General features: G+C 71.5%; 19 protein-coding genes. 9 read left to right on the top strand and 10 right to left on the bottom strand.

Annotated elements, in window-relative coordinates; translation table 11 throughout:
- Positions 1-57: 57 nt before the first annotated feature.
- From KLI87_RS19410 to msrA, 3 genes are all read right to left on the bottom strand, one after another.
- Complete coding sequence (locus tag KLI87_RS19410; protein ID WP_214618173.1) at positions 58-492, bottom strand: PIN domain nuclease; 435 nt, start codon at positions 490-492, stop codon at positions 58-60.
- A complete protein-coding gene (locus KLI87_RS19405) occupies positions 489-728 on the bottom strand; it encodes a type II toxin-antitoxin system VapB family antitoxin (protein ID WP_214618172.1) in 240 nt (79 codons plus the stop codon). Before KLI87_RS19405 ends, KLI87_RS19410 begins: the two co-directional genes overlap by 4 nt.
- Before the next feature lie 124 nt (positions 729-852).
- Positions 853-1,506: a peptide-methionine (S)-S-oxide reductase MsrA gene (gene msrA, locus KLI87_RS19400; protein WP_214618171.1), complete on the bottom strand. Its 654-nt coding sequence runs from the start codon at positions 1,504-1,506 to the stop codon at positions 853-855.
- A 68-nt stretch (positions 1,507-1,574) separates the two neighbouring features.
- Here msrA and rarD point away from each other — a divergent pair, with 68 nt between their 5' ends.
- From rarD to KLI87_RS19355, 9 genes are all read left to right on the top strand, one after another.
- Positions 1,575-2,480, top strand: a complete 906-nt coding sequence (rarD, locus tag KLI87_RS19395; protein ID WP_214618170.1) for an EamA family transporter RarD — start codon at positions 1,575-1,577, stop codon at positions 2,478-2,480.
- 89 nt (positions 2,481-2,569) lie between these two features.
- Positions 2,570-2,926, top strand: a complete 357-nt coding sequence (locus tag KLI87_RS19390; RefSeq protein ID WP_214618169.1) for a hypothetical protein — start codon at positions 2,570-2,572, stop codon at positions 2,924-2,926.
- Positions 2,927-3,310: 384 nt separating this feature from the next.
- Positions 3,311-4,582, top strand: a complete 1,272-nt coding sequence (locus tag KLI87_RS19385; protein WP_214618168.1) for a cytochrome P450 — start codon at positions 3,311-3,313, stop codon at positions 4,580-4,582.
- Complete coding sequence (locus KLI87_RS19380) at positions 4,579-5,502, top strand: terpene synthase family protein (RefSeq protein ID WP_214618167.1); 924 nt, start codon at positions 4,579-4,581, stop codon at positions 5,500-5,502. Before KLI87_RS19385 ends, KLI87_RS19380 begins: the two co-directional genes overlap by 4 nt.
- Complete coding sequence (locus KLI87_RS19375) at positions 5,499-7,214, top strand: prenyltransferase/squalene oxidase repeat-containing protein (RefSeq protein ID WP_308166080.1); 1,716 nt, start codon at positions 5,499-5,501, stop codon at positions 7,212-7,214. The genes KLI87_RS19380 and KLI87_RS19375 overlap by 4 nt, the downstream gene beginning before the upstream one ends.
- Positions 7,215-7,421: 207 nt before the next feature.
- Positions 7,422-9,878, top strand: a complete 2,457-nt coding sequence (locus KLI87_RS19370; protein ID WP_214618166.1) for a nitrate- and nitrite sensing domain-containing protein — start codon at positions 7,422-7,424, stop codon at positions 9,876-9,878.
- Positions 9,878-10,297, top strand: a complete 420-nt coding sequence (locus KLI87_RS19365; protein WP_214618575.1) for a roadblock/LC7 domain-containing protein — start codon at positions 9,878-9,880, stop codon at positions 10,295-10,297. Before KLI87_RS19370 ends, KLI87_RS19365 begins: the two co-directional genes overlap by 1 nt.
- A complete protein-coding gene (locus KLI87_RS19360; protein WP_214618165.1) occupies positions 10,297-10,743 on the top strand; it encodes a DUF742 domain-containing protein in 447 nt (148 codons plus the stop codon). The genes KLI87_RS19365 and KLI87_RS19360 overlap by 1 nt, the downstream gene beginning before the upstream one ends.
- Positions 10,724-11,332, top strand: coding sequence for an ATP/GTP-binding protein (locus KLI87_RS19355; RefSeq protein WP_156222161.1), 609 nt, complete (start codon positions 10,724-10,726; stop codon positions 11,330-11,332). Before KLI87_RS19360 ends, KLI87_RS19355 begins: the two co-directional genes overlap by 20 nt.
- 7 nt (positions 11,333-11,339) lie before the next feature.
- On the opposite strand, the gene KLI87_RS19350 is transcribed toward KLI87_RS19355, so the two are convergent.
- From KLI87_RS19350 to nuoI, 7 genes are all read right to left on the bottom strand, one after another.
- A complete protein-coding gene (locus KLI87_RS19350; RefSeq protein ID WP_214618574.1) occupies positions 11,340-12,314 on the bottom strand; it encodes a polyprenyl synthetase family protein in 975 nt (324 codons plus the stop codon).
- Between the two features lie 151 nt (positions 12,315-12,465).
- Entirely contained in the window at positions 12,466-14,055 is a 1,590-nt protein-coding gene (gene nuoN / locus KLI87_RS19345) for an NADH-quinone oxidoreductase subunit NuoN (RefSeq protein ID WP_156222162.1), read from the bottom strand.
- Positions 14,052-15,632 carry an NADH-quinone oxidoreductase subunit M gene (locus tag KLI87_RS19340; protein ID WP_214618164.1) on the bottom strand — a complete coding sequence of 527 codons (1,581 nt, stop codon included), beginning with the start codon at positions 15,630-15,632 and terminating at the stop codon, positions 14,052-14,054. The genes nuoN and KLI87_RS19340 overlap by 4 nt, the downstream gene beginning before the upstream one ends.
- Positions 15,629-17,545 (bottom strand): NADH-quinone oxidoreductase subunit L, encoded by a 1,917-nt coding sequence (gene nuoL / locus KLI87_RS19335; protein WP_156222293.1) that lies wholly within the window; start codon positions 17,543-17,545, stop codon positions 15,629-15,631. The genes KLI87_RS19340 and nuoL overlap by 4 nt, the downstream gene beginning before the upstream one ends.
- Before the next feature lie 10 nt (positions 17,546-17,555).
- The gene (nuoK, locus tag KLI87_RS19330; RefSeq protein ID WP_067466785.1) at positions 17,556-17,855 is read right to left on the bottom strand and encodes an NADH-quinone oxidoreductase subunit NuoK; all 300 of its coding nucleotides are present in this window, start codon (positions 17,853-17,855) and stop codon (positions 17,556-17,558) included.
- Positions 17,852-18,808 carry an NADH-quinone oxidoreductase subunit J gene (locus tag KLI87_RS19325; RefSeq protein WP_173391022.1) on the bottom strand — a complete coding sequence of 319 codons (957 nt, stop codon included), beginning with the start codon at positions 18,806-18,808 and terminating at the stop codon, positions 17,852-17,854. The genes nuoK and KLI87_RS19325 overlap by 4 nt, the downstream gene beginning before the upstream one ends.
- Positions 18,809-18,831: 23 nt before the next feature.
- Complete coding sequence (gene nuoI, locus KLI87_RS19320; RefSeq protein ID WP_246251259.1) at positions 18,832-19,365, bottom strand: NADH-quinone oxidoreductase subunit NuoI; 534 nt, start codon at positions 19,363-19,365, stop codon at positions 18,832-18,834.
- Between the last annotated feature and the right edge of the window lie 9 nt (positions 19,366-19,374).

Here is a 19,374-nt window from a genome sequence, read left to right as displayed (position 1 = left end):
GCCTACTGGACGCGTGCGGCGCCTACGGGGCAGGAGAGGACCGTGCCACCGAGTCGCTCACCCTTTGGGGCGGTCAAGGGTGCCGGGTTCGGCGAGCCACTGCATGGGTTGGCCGGACACGTCGGCGATCTGGTCGAAGTCACGGTCGTAGTGCAACAGGGTGACACGGTGCAGGTCAGCGGCCGCGGCGACGAGCAGGTCGACGGGCCCGGGGGCTCGGTGCCGCCCGCGTGCGGTGAGTTCCGCCTGAACCGCCAGGGCGCGCTCGTACGCGCGGTCGGGCACGGCAAGCCGGCCGAACACCTCGCCCAGATCGTCGACCAGATCGGCGCGGTCGGCGGGCGACCGCGCGCTGTAGAGGATCTCCAGCTCGGTTATCGGGCAGATGGCCACGAGGCGGCGGGCGAGCATGTCCTCCCACCGGCCGTACGCCCGTTCGTCGCGGAGCAGCCGGGCGACGGCGGAGGTGTCGGCGAGCCAGTGGGCGGTCAACGGGCGGCGGCCCCGGCATCGGCAGGCTTGGGGCGGTAGGCGTCCTTCTCGTACAGGGCGTCGAACTCCCCTGCCAGTGCGCGCCGACGAAGCCGCGAAAGGGCCTGGCGACGGCGCAGGACGGCGGCGGCTTCGACAAGTGCCGTGTTGACGGTGTCCTTCATGGTGTCGGTGCCGTACACCTCGGCAGCAGCGGCAAGAGCGTCCTCGTCGATGTCGATCAGCTTCTTGGTCACGGCCACCCCCGTATATCCAACTTCCGGATCAGTATATACCCGCGCCTTCGGCCGCGCCCCGAGCCATTGCAGGGCGCGGCCGCCCGGCGCCGACGTTCTCCTCTGCTGGAGCGGTGCCCGCTGGTCAGCCGGTGGTGCGGGCGGCGCCTACGGGGCAGGAGAGGCCCGTGCCGCCCAGGCCGCAGTAGCCGTTCGGGTTCTTGGTGTCGGAGAGGTACTGCTGGTGGTAGTCCTCGGCGTAGTAGAAGGTCGTCGCCGGGGTCAGGTCCGTGGTGATGGGGCCGTGGCCGGCGGCGGTGAGGACGGGCTGGTAGGCGTCGCGGGACGCCTCGGCGGCCGCGCGCTGGGCGTCGTCGCGGTAGAAGATCGCGGAGCGGTACTGGGTGCCGACGTCGTTGCCCTGGCGCATGCCCTGGGTGGGGTTGTGCGACTCCCAGAAGACGCGGAGGAGGTCGTCATAGGAGACCTCCGACGGGTCGTAGACGACGCGGACGGTCTCGGTGTGGCCGGTCAGGCCGCTGCAGACCTCTTCGTAGGTGGGGTTCGGGGTGTGCCCGCCCTCGTAGCCGACGGAGGTCGAGACGACGCCGGGCGTCTGCCAGAACCTGCGCTCGGCGCCCCAGAAGCAGCCGAGGGCGAACTCGGCGATCTCGGTGCCGGCCGGGAACGGCGGCGCGAGGGGGGCGTCCAGGATCTCGTGGCGGGGCGGGACGGGAAGCGGCGTGTCCCTGCCCGGCAGGGCGTTCTCCGGGGTGACCAGTTGGGTCTTCGCGAACATGCGTCCAATGTAGCTCGCCTGCTCCGTCATGAGCCTGGGTGAGGTTGAGTGATTACGCCGCTGCTATCGTGCGGGGCGTGAAACGGGGCGTACTGTACGGAGCCGGGGCGTATGCCCTGTGGGGCTTGTTTCCGCTGTACTGGCCGCTCCTCAAGCCGGCGGGGGCGGCCGAGATCCTGGCCCACCGGATCATGTGGTCGCTGATCACGGTGGCGGCCGTGCTCGCGGTCACCCGGAACTGGGGCTGGATCAGGGCGCTGAGGCCGCGCCAGCTGGGGCTGCTGACGCTGGCCGCCGTGATGATCAGCGTCAACTGGGGCGTGTTCATCTACGCGGTCAACAGCGGGCGCACGATCGAGGCCGCGCTCGGGTACTTCATCAACCCGCTGATCAGCGTGGTGTTCGGCGTCGCCGTCTTCCGGGAGCGGCTGCGGGCCTGGCAGTGGGGCGCGGTCGGGCTCGGCGCGGCGGCGGTCGTGCTGCTGACCGCCGACTACGGGGAGCCGCCCTGGATCGCGCTGATCCTGGCGTTCTCGTTCGGCGTCTACGGGCTGCTGAAGAAGTTCGCCAACATGCCCTCGGCGGAGAGCCTCGGGGTGGAGACGGCGGCGATGTTCGTGCCCGCGCTCGTCCTCGCGCTGACCCTGGAAGGACGCGGCGACGCGGCGTTCGGGCACGCGGGCCCCGGGCACGCGGCCCTGCTGGCGACGGCGGGCCTGGTCACGGCCTTCCCGCTGATGATGTTCAACGCGGCGGCGATCCGGCTGCCGCTGAGCATGATCGGCATGCTCCAGTACCTGGCGCCCGCGCTCCAGTTCCTCATCGGGCTGCTCGTCCAGGGCGAGGAGATGCCCGCGAGCCGCTGGACGGGCTTCCTCCTGGTCTGGCTCGCGCTCATCGTCCTGACCTGGGACGGGCTGAGAACCGCCCGCAGGACGGCCCGGATACCGAAGCCGGTGTCCGAAGCCGCCTAGAGTGGGCGTCCGGTAGGCACTAGAGTGCCGGAGGTCACATCCCCTCCCGGCCGAGGAGCCCCCCGTTGCGCCTGCTCAGCGTCACCGTGTTGGGAACCGCACTCGTTACTGCGGGCCTCGCGGCACCGGCGGCGGGGCAGACCTCCGGCCTGGGACGCGGAGAGGTCTCGGTCGAGCCGGGCGCGGCGCGTCCCGGCTCGCGGGTGGAGGTGGCGGTGCCGCGGTGCCCGCACCCGCACGGGGCCGACTCCCCCGCCTTCACCAGGCATGTCCCGCTGCGCGGCGAGGGCGACCGCGGTGAGGGCGTCGCGACGGTCCGGCGGGACGCCAAGCCCGGCCGCTACACGGTCACGGCGCGCTGCGGCACCCGCACGGTCACCGGCAGGTTCAAGGTCTCCAGCGGCCTCGCCTGGCCCGCCATTCTCCCCACCTCGAACGGGCTGTAGGCGGACCATCAATCGATCCCGGAATCGATTGAGAAGATCATTGAATGGCACTGCGAGTGCCGCGTATCACTTTGACGAATCACTTGCAAAGTGACCTACCTCACAAGCGAGACGGCATGATTTTTCCGGTCTCGACGCTTGTTTCCGTTAATTGATCATGTGATACTTCCGATAAAACGGCCATGCACCGCCTTCATTCGCAAAAGCTCCGAAAGCACTCGCTTCCCCCTTCCGAGCCACCTTCGTGAACCACTTCCCCGTTGACTTCACAAAGGGCCCAGAATGTCCATCGATGCCGGTCCCCGCCCTGCCCACGAGGCCAAGACGCTCTCGCTACGCCATCTCCCCCGGCTACTCCGAGATCCACTGCGGGCGTTCGAGGAGGTGGGACGGGAGGCCGGCGGCGAGATCGCGCGCGTCAACCTGGGACCGTTCCGCCCGTACCTGATCACCCATCCCGATCATCTGCAATACGTCCTGCGCGACAACGTCGCGAACTACCGCCGCGAGGGGATGATGTGGAAACCCCTCAGCCGGCTCACCGGTGAGGGCTCCGATGTGGACCCGAGCTGGCCGGTCAAGCGCAAGGTCTTCCAGACGCTGCTGTCCGGGCCGAGCATCACGGGCTTCGCGGACGAGATGACCGCCACCATCGCCGACGCCGTCGACGATCTCGCCCGCCGCGCCGGAGCGGGGGTTTCCGGAGGAGCGGGCCGTCCGGTGGACGCCTTCGCCGAGATGACCCGCGTGGTGTACCGCACGATCATCCGGGTGCTCGTCGGCGACCGCATCTCCCTGTCGGGCATCGACGAGTTGGGCCAGGTGATGGTGACCGCGACGACGTCGTCGTTCCGGTCGCGGATGCTGATGCCGTTCGTGCCGCTCTCGGTCCCGCTGCCGGGCGACCGCATGTTCAACCGGTGCGTGCAGGCCGTGGACGACCTCGTCTACCCGATCGTCCGGAAGGCGCGCCGCGACGGCGCGGACGGCCGCGACGTCGTGTCGATGATGATCCGGGCGCGCGACGACGCGGGCCGGGGCGTCGACGACAAGGCGGTGCGGGACGGCGTCGTCGGCCTGTTCGTCGCGAGCACCGACACCACCGTGTCGGCGCTGTCGTTCCTCTGGGCGGCGCTGGACGCCCACCCGGACGTCCGCGCGAGGCTCTACGACGAGATCGACACCGTGGTCGGGACCGACAAGCCCGGCTTCGAGCACCTGCCGAGGCTCGTGTACACGAAGATGTTCCTGCACGAGGTCCTGCGCGTGTACTCGGTCGCGTGGATCACGCCGCGGACGGTCGCGGCCGACGACGTCATCGACGGCGTGCGCATCCGCGCCGGATCGACCGTGGCCATCTCCCCGTACCTCACCCACCGGCTGCCCGGGGTCTGGCCGGAGCCGGAGGTCTTCGACCCCGAGCGGTTCGCGGCGGACCGGACCCGGCACCGCTTCGCCTACCTGGCCTTCGGCGGCGGGCCCAACCAGTGCGCGGGAAGGGTCTTCTTCTTCCTGGAGGCGCCCCTCATCCTGGCGACGCTCCTGAGCCGGTTCCGCCCGGTCCTGGAGAACACGGCGGAGGTGCGGCCGAGGGTCGACATCACGTTGAAGCCGCGGGAGCCGGTCATGATCCGCCTGCGTCCGGTCGAGCGGTGACCGCGCCCGGAAGCGGGCGGGCCCGGGACCACCTGGGCCGGGCGTTCGCGAGCGAGGTGTCGGCCGCCGCCGAGCACGGACGGATCTGCGCGCTGGCGATGGAGTGCCAGCGCGACCTGGAGCGCTGCGTCGGCTCCTATCCCGACCTGTTCCCGAGCAGGCCGTTCGACGGCCGGCTCTTCGCCGCCGTGGCGCTCGCCAACGCGTTCGGCTCGCCGTGGGCGGACGCGGCCCGCCTCCGGATGCTGATCAAGACCTCGATGTGGAACTTCGCCGCGGACTGGCAGATCGACTACGTCGCCGGGACGCGCGAGGAGGTCGAGCGCCTGGTCGAGGACTGCCTGGCGGTCGCGGACGGCGCGGACCCGGCTCCGCGCGGCTCGATCACGACTTTTCTGGGCGAGATAATGGGAGATCTCGCCCAGGGGCCCGCCGCGGGCGTCCTGCCGAGATGGCGCGAGCAGCTCGCCCGGTGGCTGGCCGCGATGGCGCGGGAGTGGGAGTGGAAGTCCGCCCGGGGCTCCGGCCCGCTGCCGACGTTCGAGGAGTACCTCGACAACGCCGACAACTTCGGGACGACCTGGGTCAACCTCTCGCACTGGATCGTCACCGGCGACGAGGCGACCGTCGCCCGCGTGGACGAGCTGTGGGAGGCGAGCCAGCAGGTGCAGCGCGTGCTGAGGCTGCTCAACGACCTCGCCACCTACCGGCGGGACGTCGAGTGGGGCGACCTCAACGCCCTCATGCTGGGGTTGGAGCGGTCCGAGGTCTCGGCGCGGATCGAGGAGCTGGTCGAGCACGCCCACAAGCTGATCGAGCCGCTCAAGGACGACTGCCACGAGGCCGCCGTCTACCTGGAGCGGCAGATCGGGTTCAGCACGGGGTTCTACGGGGTCACCGACTACTGGGGGGCGCTGTGACCGTCGGCGACGCCTGCCCGGCGGCCGGGATCGTCCCGGACGTCGACCTCCCCGCGGCCGCCCGCGCCCTGGTCGGCGACCTGCTGGCCATGCCCTGGGGGCAGGTGTCGCCGTCGGTCTACGAGACGGGACGGCTCGTGGCCCTCGCCCCGTGGCTCACCGGTCACCGGCGGCGGCTGGAGTACCTGGTCGCCGCCCAGCGCCCGGACGGGGGCTGGGGCGGGCCGGGCGGATACGCGCTCGTGCCGACGCTCAGCGCCGTCGAGGCGGTCCTGGCGAGCCTGGCGAGCCTGCCCCCCGCGCCCACAGGCTCCGGCACGGCGGAGGTCCCCGACCCCGAGTCCCTGCTCCGGGCGGCCGAGCGGGGGCTGCGGTTCCTGGCGTGCACGCTCCCGGCGATCGACGCGTGCGCCGTCCCGGACATGCCCGCGCTGGACCTGATCGTGACGTCCCTGACCGACGCGATCAACGACCGGCTCGCCCGTGCCGCGCCGCCCGGCCTGCGCTTCGCCGGACGGCTGAGCCCCCCGGCGGGCGTGGACGGCGCGCGGCTGGCGATGGTCCAGGCGGCCGTGCGCGGCGGCGCGGGCCTGCCGGCCAAGATCCTCCACGCGCTGGAGGTCGCCGGCTCCGCCGCCCGCGGCCACCCCGCGATCCATCCGGAGGAGAGCGGGACGGTGGGGGCCTCCGCCGCCGCGACGGCCGCCTGGCTGGACGCCCCCGGGGAGAACGGCGCCTGGACGGGTTCACGGCGGCGAGCCGAACGGTTCCTGGAGCGGGTGGTGGCCGACCACGACGGCCTCGCGCCCTGCGGCATCCCCGTCACGGTGTTCGAGAGGTCGTGGGTGCTGAGCGGCCTGGCGCGCGCGGGGCTGGAGGTCGACGTGCCGCCGCGGATCGTCGCCGACCTCGCCGCCGCGCTCGGCCCGCACGGCGCGGCGGCCGCGGGCGGGCTTCCGGTGGACGCCGACACCACGTCCGTGACCCTCCACGCCCTCGGGCTGCTCGGCGTCCAGCGCGCGCCGGACGCGCTGTGGGAGTTCGAGACGGACACGCACTTCTGCACCTGGCCGGGCGAGCAGGGCTTCTCGGTCAGCGTGAACGCCCACGTACTCGACGCCTTCGGCCAGTACCTCCGTGCCCGCCGGGCGTCCCGGAAGGCTTGCGCGCCCGCGCCGTCCGAGACTCCGGGGGCGGCCGCGGACGGCCCGGCCGACCGGTACCGGACGGCCGTCCTCAAGCTCACGGATCTGCTGCGCGACCGCCAGCGGGCCGACGGGAGCTGGGTCGACCGGTGGCACGCGTCCCCCTACTACGCGACGGCGTGCTGCGCGCTCGCGCTCCACGACTTCGGCGGGCGGGCCGCGGCGGAGGCCGTGCGGCGGGCCCGCGACTGGGTCGTGACCACCCAGCGGCCGGACGGCTCGTGGGGGCGGTGGGAGGGCTCGGCCGAGGAGACCGCGTACGGGCTGCAAATCCTCGCGCTCACCCGATCCGCCCGCCCGGAGGTACAAGAATCTTTTACCCGGGGATATGAATTCCTCCACCGGGCGGCGCGGAACACGCTGGAGAACGGCGCGGCCGGTCCGGCCCTGTGGCACGACAAGGACCTCTACTACCCTGCGGCGATCGTGCGCGCGTCGGTCGTGTCCGCGCTTCACCTGGCGGCCACCTCCCGGACCGCTCCGGATCAGGCGGAGGACCGTCAATAGTTTGTAACGCAGATCACCAATGTGACTTCCTGGCGCCGTCCGTTCCATGTGGACAAAGTGCGCCATTTGAACCCTGAGCGTTGCTAAAGTACTGCGCTGTGCGACGCGGCGTACCCCGCCGTCCGCGCGCCCAGGACAGCAGCGGCTCGACGTCGGCGACCCTCGCGACGGACCGCGAGTCTTCCGGAACTCGTTGAGGACAGGTTGATGCGCATCCGCAACACGCGTCTGCGGACAAAGATCACGGCTCTGCTGGTGTCCCTCGCCGCGCTGTGGGCGTTCGCCGCGTGGGTGACGCTGCGCGAGGGCCTGGGGCTGCTGTCGGCCAGCACCATCGACCAGAACGTCACCCGCCCGATGGTCACGCTGGTGACGGATCTCCAGGAGGAGCGCAAGCTCTCGGCGATCTACCTCAGCAGCCCGGGGGCCGCGCAGCGGCAGGCCCTCGTCGCGCAACGCGCCCGCGTCGACGCCTCGGAGGCCGCGTTCCGCGACCGCGCCGTCGGCGAGGACGCGATGGGCACGGCCAGCGGGACGCTCAAGAGGCGCATCAGGGAGACGGCCGGCCACCTCGACGCCATCGCCACGGGACGCAAGGCGATCGACTCGCGGTCGATCGACCGGCAGGCGGCCGTCCGGCCCTACAACGAGGTCATCGACTCGGCGTTCCGCGTCTACAACGCCGCGGGCACGGTGAACAACGAGGAGATCGCCCGGGACAGCCGGGCCCTCAACTCCCTCACGCGCGCCAAGGAGATGCTCTCCCGGGAGGACACGCTCCTGTCGGGCGCGCTCGCCGCCGGGCGCCTGACCCCCGCCGACCACGCGCAGTTCGTCTCGCTCGTCGGCACCCAGCGGTACCTGCACGAGGAGGCCGCCGCCGAGCTTCCCTCCGACGACCTCGCCCAGTACCAGCGGCTGACGAGCACCGCCCAGTACAAGCGGCTCCGCTTCCTGGAGGACTACGTCTACCAGGGCCGTCCCGGCTCGCCGCTGCGGGTGAAGACCGAGGAGTGGCGCTCGTTGATGGGAACGGTCCTGTCCGGTCTGGAGGACGTCGTCCTCGACGGCGGCGACCGCCTGGTGGACCGGGCGAAGCCGGTGGCGGTCGGGGTCGTCGTGCGGCTGGTGCTCGCCGGCGGTCTCGGCCTGCTCGCGGTCATCGCCTCGGTCGTGGTGTCGATCACCACCGCACGCGCGCTGATGCGGCAGCTCGAACGGCTGCGGGCGGCGGCGTGGGAGCTGGCCGAGCGGCGGCTGCCCGGGGTCGTCGAGCGGCTCGGGCACGGCGAGCAGGTGGACGTGGCCACCGAGGCGCCGCCGCTGGAGTTCGGCACCGACGAGATCGGGCAGGTGGGCCGGGCGTTCAACGCCGTCCAGGAGACCGCGATCCGCACCGCCGTCGAGCAGGCGGAGCTGCGCCGCGGCATCCGGGACGTGCTGCTCAGCCTCGCGCGGCGGACGCAGACGCTCGTGCACCGGCAGCTCACCATGCTCGACACGATGGAGCGGCGCCACGACATCGAGGCGAAGGACCTGGAGGAGCTGTTCCGGCTCGACCACCTCGCCACCCGCATGCGGCGCAACGCCGAGAACCTGATCGTGCTGTCGGGGGCGCTGCCCGCCCGCGGATGGCGGAACTCGGTGCCGATGGTGGACGTGGTCCGCGCCGCGGTCGGCGAGGTCGAGGACTACACCCGCGTCACCGTCCTGCCGTTCGGCCCGCTCGGGCTGGCCGGGCGCGCGGTCGGCGACGTCACGCACCTGCTGGCCGAGCTGATCGAGAACGCCGTGTCGTTCTCCCCGCCCGACACCGTGGTGCAGGTCAGCGGCAACCTCGTCGCCAACGGCTTCGCGATCGACATCGAGGACCGCGGGCTCGGCATGACCGACGAGCGGCTCGCCGAGATCAACGAGCGGATCGCGGACCCGCCCGAGTTCAACCTCCAGAGCTCGGTGCAGCTCGGCCTGTACGTGGTCAGCCGGCTCGCCGGGCGGTACGGGCTCCAGGTGTCGCTGAAGCGCTCCGCCTACGGCGGCACCACCGCCGTCGTGGTGATCCCCAAGGAACTGGTCGTCGAGCAGGAGCAGGGACCGGCGCCCGCCGGGGCGCGGACGCGGAACGGGCTGGAGGTGCGGCGGCCCGCCGCCGTCGGCGCGCCCTCGGCGACGCCCTCCGGCGGTCTGCTGACCGTGGCGCCGGACCGTCCGGCGCAGCCGTCCGGGCCCGCGCTGGTCGCGGTGCCGCCGCCCGCGTCCGAGCCGGCCGAGCCGGCCGAGGAGCCGGAGCCCGAGGCGCCCGCCGGGCCGCCGGCGCCGGCCGGGGCGGTGGACGGGGGGCCTCTCGCGACCACCACCGACGCACCGACCAGTGAGGCGGAGGACCAGTCACCCGTGGCCGAACTCTCCACGACACCGTCCGGGCTGCCCGTCCGGGTGCCGCAGGCGAACCTCGCCGAGCCGCTGCGGGCCGGGGAGGCGGCCACCGCCGAGGCGGCGGACGGCCAGGACGATCCCGGCCGGTCGCCCGAGGAGATCAAGCAGATCATGGGCTCGTACCAGCGCGGCACCCAGCGCGGCCGCACCGACGCGGCGGGCGCCGCGAACGGCACCGCGCCCGTGGCCCTCGGCAGTGACGCAGAGGAAGGCGAGGAAGACCAGTGATGCAGAAGGCGGGTTCTCCATCCGATCTGGGCTGGTTGCTGGACGACCTGGTCCACCGGCTGCCGCACGCGCGCAGCGCGGTCGTGCTGTCGGCCGACGGCCTGCTCATGGCCTCCTCCAAGGGCATGACGCAGGACGACGGCGAGCACCTCGCGGCGGTCTCGGCGGGGATCCAGAGCCTGGCCAAGGGCGCCGGGACCCGCTTCGGCGGCGGCCCGGTGCGGCAGACGATCATCGAGATGCAGTCGGCCTTCATGCTGGTGTCGGTGGCGGGCAAGGGGGCGTGCCTGGCGGTGCTCGCCAGTGAGGAGGCCGATGTGGGGCTGGTCGCCTACGAGATGGCGATGCTGGTCACCGCGATGGGGCAGCACCTCAGCTCACCCGCCCGCACCGAGGCCGCCGTGGAGGGACGCGCCTGATGATGCCGCCCGAGGAGCACCCGCTGGATCCCTGGCGGGACGAGCCGCCGCCGGCGGTGCCGGCACCGCGGCCGCCCGTCCAGGACCCGAGGCTGCTGGACGAGAACGCCGGGCCGATGGTGCGCCCCTATGTGATGACCAGCGGGCGGATCGAGCCGACGCGCGGCAGGTTCGACCTCATCACGCTCGTGGTGGCCGAGGGCCCCGAGCCCGAGGGCGCGATCGGGCTCGGCCCCGAGCACCTGTCGATCATCCGGCTGTGCCAGTCGGTGCTGTCGGTGGCCGAGATCACCGGGCGCCTCGACCTGCCGGTCGCGACCGTGCGGGTGCTGCTGGGCGACCTGTTCGACAAGGGGTTCGTCTCGATGCAGGAACCGGAACCGGAGGCGGACATGCACGACATCAGGCTCTACAAGGCGGTGATCGATGGACTCCGGGCGCTCTAGGCGCGAGGTGCGCGCACGCCGGCTCCCCACCGCGGTCAAGATCGTGGTCGCGGGCGGCTTCGGCGTCGGCAAGACCACGATGGTCGGGACGGTGTCGGAGACGCAGCCGCTGCGCACCGAGGAGCTGCTCACCGACGAGAGTGTGGGCGTCGACGACATGGCCGGGGTGGAGCGCAAGAAGACCACCACGGTCGCGATGGACTTCGGCCGCATCACGATGCGGGACGACTACGTCCTCTACCTGTTCGGCACGCCCGGGCAGGAGCGCTTCTGGTTCATGTGGGACGAGGTGGCGCTCGGCGCCCTCGGCGCGGTCGTCCTCGCCGACACCCGCCGGCTGTCCGACTGCTTCCCCTCGGTCGACTACTTCGAGCGGCGCTCCACCCCGTTCGTCGTCGCCGTCAACTGCTTCGAGGGCGCCCGCTCCTACGAGCTGGAGGAGATCCAGCTCGCCCTGAACCTGGGCCCGAAGGTCCCGGTGATGCTCTGCGACGCGCGCGAGCTCGGCTCCTGCAAGCAGGTCCTGATCGACCTCGTGCTGCACGCGATGAAGTCGCGCGGGGTCACCGAGACCCCCCAGAGCGTCTGAGCGGCCCTCAGCCCGTGCGGGAGACGACGTAGTCGCACAGGCCGGTGAAGGCCGAGCGCGCGGGGATGTCGGGGAGCGTGAGCAGCTCGGTGCGGGCGTCCTCGGCCCAGCGGCGCAGGTCGGCGCGGGCGAGGTCCAGCGCGGGGTGCGCGCGCAGCAGCGCGAGCGCCTCGGCGTGCAGGGCGTCGTCCTCAGCGAGGTCCTGGCCGAGCAGCTCCCGCAGCCGGGCGTCCTTGGCGTCGGTCCCGGCGAGGACGTGGTGCACCGGCAGCGTGCGGATGCCCTCGCGCAGGTCGGTGCCGGGGGTCTTGCCCGACTGCTCGGCGTCGGAGTCGATGTCGAGGATGTCGTCCGACAGCTGGAACGCGATGCCGATCTTCTCGCACGCGGAGGTGATCGTGTCGACGACCGAGGCGGGGGCGCCCGACAGCAGCGCGCCGAACTGGCCGGAGACCGCGATCAGCGAGGCGGTCTTGTCGGCGACGACCTGGAGGTAGTGCTTGAGCGGGTCGGCGTCCTCCGCCGGGCCGACGGTCTCCTGGATCTGCCCCCGGACGAGCCGCGCGAACGCGCGGGCCTGGATGCGGACGGCCTCGGGCCCGAGGTCGGCGAGCAGGTCGGACGCGCGGGCGAACAGGTAGTCGCCGGTGAGGATGGCGACGGTGTTGGTCCAGCGGGAGTTCGCCGACTCCTGGCCGCGGCGGACGGTCGCCTCGTCCATGACGTCGTCGTGGTAGAGCGTGCCGAGGTGGGTCAGCTCGACCACCACCGCGGCCGGGACGACGCCGGCCGCGGCGGGGTCGCCGAAGTGCGAGGCGAGCAGCACCAGCATCGGGCGGAACCGCTTGCCGCCCGCGACCACCAGGTGCTTGGACGCCTCGGTGAGCAGCGGGTCCTCGCCCTGGACCGAGTCGAGCAGGAGCGCCTCCACGGCGCCGAGGCGCCGCTTGGCGTCGGCCGCCAGCTCCGCGTCGACGTGCAGGCCGAACGGGCCGGTCTCCTCGCGCAGGGCCCGCGGGGACGCAGTCCCCCGCGCGCCCTGGGACGGGCCGTTCCGGGGGGTGCGGGGGGTCGCCCCCCCACCAGTGGCCTGCCCGGACTCCTCAGCGAAGGCGTTGCTCACCCATGACCCCTTACCGGACGAACATATGTGTCGTGGCGTGTCCCGCGAGGTCCAGGATCGGCTGGGGGAGCACACCGAGTACCACAGTAGCCGTCAACCCGAGTGCCACCGCCGCCGCGGTCGCCGGCCCGGCGACGACCGTGGGGCCGTCGGCCTCCGGCTCGCTGAAGAACATCACGACGATCACCCGGACGTAGAAGAACGCCGCGATCGCCGAGGAGATCACACCGACGATCACCAGCGGTGTGGCGTCGGCCTGCACGGCCGCCTTGAACACCGCGAACTTGCCGGTGAAGCCGCTGGTCAGCGGGATACCGGCGAAGGCCAGCAGGAAGAAGGCGAAGGTGCCCGCGACGACCGGGGAGCGCTTGCCGAGCCCGGCCCAGCGCGACAGGTGCGCCGCCTCGCCGCCCGCGTCCCGCACCATCGTGATCACCGCGAACGCGCCGACCGTGGTGAAGCCGTAGGCCGCGAGGTAGAACAGCGCGCTGGACAGGCCGTCCCTGGAGGTGGCGACGACCGCGGTCAGCAGGAACCCGGCGTGCGCGATCGAGGAGTAGGCCAGCATCCGCTTGAGGTCGGTCTGGGTGATCGCGATGACCGCGCCGATGACCATTGTGAGAATGGCCACCCCCCACATGATCGGCTCCCAGTCCCACTTGAGCGTCTCGAACCCGACGTAGTAGACGCGCAGGATCGCGCCGAACGCGGCGACGAGCGTGCAGGAGGCCATCAGCGCCGTGATCGGCGTGGGGGCGCCCTGGTAGACGTCCGGCTTCCACATGTGGAACGGCACCGCGCCGAGCTTGAACAGCAGCCCGACCGACAGCAGCGCGACGCCCGCGAGCAGCAGCGTCTCGCTCCCGGCGTCCTTGCTGATCTCGGCGGAGATGTCGGCGAGCCGCACCGAGCCCGCGTACCCGTACAGCAGCGCCGCGCCGTACAGGAAGAACGCCGAGGAGAACGCGCCGAGCAGGAAGTACTTGACCGCCGCCTCCTGGGAGAGCAGGCGCCGCCGGCGGGCGAGCCCGCACAGCAGGTACAGCGGCAGCGACATGACCTCCAGCGCCACGAACATCGTGAGCAGGTCGTTGGAGGCCGGGAACATCAGCATCCCGCCGACCGCGAACATCATCAGCGGGAACACCTCGGTCTGGGTGATCCCGGCGGCGGCGCTGCGCTGCTCGGCCTCGCTGCCCGGCAGCGCGGACGCCTGCGCGGCGAAGTGCCCGCCGCCGACGACGCTGCCGCCGCGCTCGGCGATCAGCAGCAGGCTGACGAGCGCGAGCACGAGGATGGTGCCCTGGAGGAACAGGGTGGGGCCGTCCACGCCGAGCGCGCCCTCGGCGGCGACGTGGTGCGGCTCGTCGTGGACGCCGAGGACGATCGTCCACGCGAACGCGCCGGCGAGGCCGAGGAAGGCGAGGGGGACCTGCGCGTAGTAGCGCCAGGTGCGTCCGACGAACGCCTCGACCAGCACGCCGGCGACGGCGATCCCGAGCACGAGCAGCAGCGGGCCGATCTGGTCGTACTCGATGTGCGGCGCCGGGATGTCACCCCCCTGCGCGAGGACGGCGCTCACCTGACTGCTGCGGCTCATGGACGGGCTCCGTTCTCGGCGACGTTCCCGGTGGTCTTCGGCGCGGGATCATGCCGATCGACCCGGACCAGCGTCTCCTTCACCGAAGGGTTGATGACGTGCAGCACCGGCTGCGGGAACAGGCCCATCGCCACGATGATCGCGATGATGGGCGCGACCGCCCACTTCTCGCGCGCGGACAGGTCCCGCATGCCCTCGACGGCCGGGGCCTTGGGCCCGCCCATGGTCCGCTGGTACATCCACAGGATGTAGATCGCGGCGAGGACGACGCCGCTGACCGCGAGCACGGCGGCCCAGCGGTAGCGGCTGAACGTCCCGACGATGACGAGGAACTCCGATACGAACGTGGACAGGCCGGGCAGCGACAGCCCGGACAGGCCCGCGACGAGGAACGTCCCGGCGAGGACGGGCGCGACCTTCTGGACGCCGCCGTAGTCGCCGATCCGCGCCGACCGGCGCCGGACGATCATGAAGCCGACGACGAGGAACAGCGCGCCGGTGGAGAACCCGTGGTTGACCATGTAGAGGGTCGCGCCGGACTGGCCCTGCGAGGTCATCGCGAAGATGCCGAGCACGATGAACCCGAAGTGCGACACCGAGGTGTAGGCGATGAGCCGCTTCAGGTCGACCTGCCCGATCGCGAGGACGGCGCCGTAGATGATGCTGAGCACCGCGAACCCGAGCACGACCGGCGTCGCCCACTTGGCGGCGCCGGGGAACAGCTCCAGGCAGAACCGCAGCATCCCGTAGGTGCCGACCTTGTCCAGGACGCCGACGATCAGCACGAGCGCGCCGGGCGGGGACTGCTGCGCCGCGTCGGGCAGCCAGGTGTGTACCGGCACCATCGGCGCCTTGATCGCGAACGCGACGAAGAAGCCGAGGAACAGCCACTTGGCGGTGGTCGGGTCGATGTTCATCTTCGACAGCTCGTCGAACATGAACGTGCCGTGTCCGAGGCCGCCCTCGGCGGTGGACTTGGCCGACAGCGGGTACAGCCAGATCACCGCGACGAGCATCAGCAGCCCGCCGAACAGCGAGTACAGCAGGAACTTCACCGCGGCGTAGGAGCGCTGCGCGCCGCCGTAGTACCCGATGATGAAGTACACCGGGATCAGCATCGCCTCGAAGAAGACGTAGAACAGGAACACGTCGGTCGCGGCGAACACGCCGATCATCGCCGCTTCCAGCGTGAGCAGCAGCGCCATGTAGGTCTTCACCGACCGCTTGGCGGGCACGTCCACGCCGCCCGACCGGTCGTCCTCGCTCCAGGAGGCGAGGATCACCAGCGGGACGAGGATCACCGACAGCACGATCAGCACCAGCGCGACGCCGTCGACGCCGAGCGCCCAGTGGACGCCGAACTCCTTGATCCACCAGTACTTCTCGGTGAACTGGAAGCGCGACCCGCCGGCGTCGAAGCGCGCCGCCATCACGAGGGCGACCGCCAGCGTGACCGCGGACGCGCCGAGCGCGACCTGCTTGACCAGCGCCTCGCGCTCGCGCGGCAGCACCGCCACGAGCACCGCGCCGACGAGCGGCAGCGCGATGAGGACGCTCAGCCAGGGAAAGTCATTCACGACACGTTCACCACCAGGAGCGCCGCGACGACGAGAGCCGCGCCGAAGAACATCGAAAGGGCGTAGGAGCGGGCGAAGCCGGTCTGGAGGCGCCGGATGCGCCCGGAGCTGCCGCCGACCCCCGCGGCCAGGCCGTTGACGGCGCCGTCGACGCCGCGGCCGTCGAACCAGACCGCGAGCCGGGTCAGCCACTGGCCGGGCCGCATCAGCAGCGACTCGTTCAGCGCGTCCCCGTACAGGTCCTTGCGGGCGGCGACGGTGACGAACGACCCGGCGGGCGCCTCGCGCGGCACCTTCCGGCTGCCGTACTGCCGCCAGGCGATCGCGACGCCGATGACCATCAGCACGAACGTGCCGGCGCCGGCGGCGGTGATCAGCTTGAACTCGTGCTCGTGCTCGGGCGCCCCGACGACCGGCTCCAGGAAGTCGGAGAACCCGCCGAGGATGAGGAACCCGCCCGCGAACACCGAGCCGACCGCCAGCAGCATCAGCGGAACGGTCATCACCTTCGGCGACTCGTGCGGGTGGACGTCCTCGGCCCAGCGCTTCTCACCGAAGAACGTCATGAACATCACGCGCGACATGTAGTAGGCGGTGATGCCCGCGCCGATCAGCGCGCACGAGCCGAGGATCGCCCCGGACGTGCCGCCCTTGTCGAACGCGGCCTCGATGATGCCGTCCTTGGTGAACCAGCCGGACAGGCCGGGGAACCCGATGATGGCGAGGTACCCGAGCCCGAACGTGGCGTAGGTGATCACCATCATCGTGCGGAGCGCGCCGTAGTGGCGCATGTTCACGTCGTCCTTCATGCCGTGCATGACCGAACCGGCGCCGAGGAACAGGCCCGCCTTGAAGAAGCCGTGCGCGATGAGGTGCGCGATGGCGAAGACGTAGCCGGGCTTGCCGAGCCCCGCGGCGAGGTGCATGTAGCCGATCTGCGACATCGTCGACCCGGCGAGGGCCTTCTTGATGTCGTCCTTGCCGCACCCGATGATCGCACCGGCGAGCAGCGTGGCCGCGCCGACGATCGTCACCACGAGCTGCGCGGTGTCGGACATCTCGAAGATCGGCCCGGCCCGGACGATCAGGTAGACGCCGGCGGTCACCATCGTCGCGGCGTGGATGAGCGCCGACACCGGGGTCGGGCCCTCCATCGCGTCCAGCAGCCAGGACTGGAGCGGGAGCTGCGCGGACTTGCCGCACGCGCCGAGCAGGAGCAGCAGCCCGATCGCGGTCGCGGTGCCGGTGCTGAGCTGGGACGCCAGGCCCACGTGCTCGGCGCCGGTGCCGAGGATCTGGTCGAAGCCGATCGTCCCGAACGTGGAAAACATCAGCGCGATCGCGAGGATCAGCCCGAGGTCGCCGACGCGGTTGACGACGAACGCCTTCTTCGCGGCGGTCGCGGCGGTCGGCTTGTACTGCCAGAACCCGATCAGCAGGTAGGACGCGAGGCCCACGCCCTCCCAGCCGAGGAACAGCACCAGGAAGTTGTTGCCGAGCACCAGCAGCAGCATCGCCGCGACGAACAGGTTCAGGTAGGCGAAGAACCGGCGCCGGTCGGGGTCCTCGGCCATGTAGCCGATGGAGTAGATGTGGATGAGCGAACCCACCCCGGTGATCAGCAGGACGAAGCTGATGGACAGCGGGTCCACCAGCAGGTCCATCCCGACCTTGAACGAGCCGACGTCGATGAAGTCCCACAGGTGCAGGGTCCGGCGCCGCTCCTCGGCCTCGTAGCCCAGCATCTGGACGAACATCGCCGCGCCCACGACGAACGAGGCCAGCGACATCGTGACGCCGAGCAGATGGCCCCACCGGTCGGTGCGCCTCCCCCCGAGCAGGAGGATCGCGGCGCCCGCGAGCGGCAGCGCGATGAGAAGCCAGGACGCGGCCTGGATGCCTTCCGCTTTCATCACTGGCCTCTCAGTACTTCAGCAGGTTCGCGTCGTCGACCGACGAGGACCTGCGCGTCCGGAAGATGGTCATGATGATCGCCAGGCCCACCACGACCTCCGCCGCGGCCACCACCATCACGAAGAACGCGATGATCTGGCCGTCCAGCTCGCCGTGCATGCGGGAGAACGAGACGAACGCCAGGTTCGTCGCGTTCAGCATGAGCTCGACGCACATGAACACCACGATCGCGTTGCGGCGCACGAGGACGCCGAGCGCACCGATGGTGAACAGGATCGCCGAGAGCGCCAGATAGTGCCCCGGACTCATTGACCAGCCTCGCCTTCACGCTCGTTGCCGGCCGACCCGCCGCCGGCGCCGCCCTCGGAGGGGGCGCCCGCGACCGGCGATCCGGCCTTGACGACGCGCGACTCGGCGCCCGCGTCCCGCGACTCCCGGGTCACCGCCCGCACAGCCGCCACGTCCTGCCCGAGGGCCTCCTCCTCGGTCTCGCCGTGCAGGTCGACGTGCCGCTCGACGGTGTCGGTCCGCGCCGCGATGATCGGGTTGACCGACAGCTCGGACGGCGTCCCGTCGGGCAGCAGCGCCGGCATGTCGACGGCGTTGTGCCGGGCGTAGGTGCCCGGGCCCGGCAGCGGGCCGGGGTGGTCGCCGGACAGGAACCGCCCCTTGGACAGGTCGCGCTGCGTCGGCTTCGGCTCGGTCCGCTCGCGGTGCGCGAGCACCATCGCGCCGAGCGCCGCCGTGATCAGCAGGGCGCTGGTCGCCTCGAACGCGAACACGTAGTCCTTGAACAGCAGCCGCGCGAGGCCGACGACGTTGCCGTCGCCGTTCGCGGTCTTCAGCCCGGCCGAGTCGCCGAGCGCCGCGTTGCCGAGCCCGACCGCCAGCAGCGCGACGAACCCGATCGCGCCGATCGCCGCCCAGAACCGCTGGCCCCTGATCGTCTCCACCAGCGAGTCGGTGGAGCTGACCCCGACCAGCATCAGCACGAACAGGAACAGCATCAGCACCGCGCCGGTGTAGACGATGACCTGGACGAACGCGAGGAACGGCGCGTCCTGGATCGCGTACAGCGCGGCCAGCGAGAGCATCACGGTCGCCAGCAGCAGCGCCGAGTGCACCGCCTTCCGCATGAAGATCATGCCGAGCGCGGCGCAGACCGACACGACGGCCAGCAGCCAGAAGAAGAACGGCTCGCCCGACTGCTTGTCGGCGACGTGCCCGGCCAGGACCTGCCCGGAGGCGACGTGCCCCGCCAGCGCGTGGCCGGTCAGCCCGGCGCTCACTGGGTCTCACCGCCCCTGCGGCCGCGCGCCCGGCCCGCGGCGGAGGCGCCGCCGGACTCGGCCGGGGCGGACTCCTCGGGCTGGAGGCCGAGGCGGTAGTACTCCTCCTCGGTGTCGCCGAGCCGCATCTCGTGCGGCGGCTGCTCCATGCCCTCGCGCAGCGGCGCCAGCAGCATCTCCTTGGTGTAGATGAGGCTCTCGCGGCTGTCGTCGGCGAGCTCGTACTCGTTGGTCATCGTGAGCGCCCGGGTGGGGCACGCCTCGATGCACAGCCCGCACAGGATGCAGCGCAGATAGTTGATCTGGTAGACGCGGCCGTACCGCTCGCCGGGCGAGTACCGCTCGTCGGCGGTGTTGTCGGCGCCCTCGACGAAGATGGCGTCGGCGGGGCACGCCCAGGCGCACAGCTCGCACCCGACGCACTTCTCCAGCCCGTCCGGCCACCGGTTGAGCTGGTGCCGGCCGTGGAAGCGCGGCGCGGTCGGCTTCTTCACCTCGGGGTACTGAACGGTCTCGCTCTTGCTGAACATCTGGTGGAA

Source organism: Actinomadura sp. NEAU-AAG7, from assembly GCF_018603865.1.
Classification (GTDB): Bacteria; Actinomycetota; Actinomycetes; order Streptosporangiales; family Streptosporangiaceae; genus Spirillospora; species Spirillospora litoris.
The sequence above is the reverse complement of the archived record's forward strand: the minus strand, read 5'-3'. Positions and strand labels throughout refer to the sequence as shown.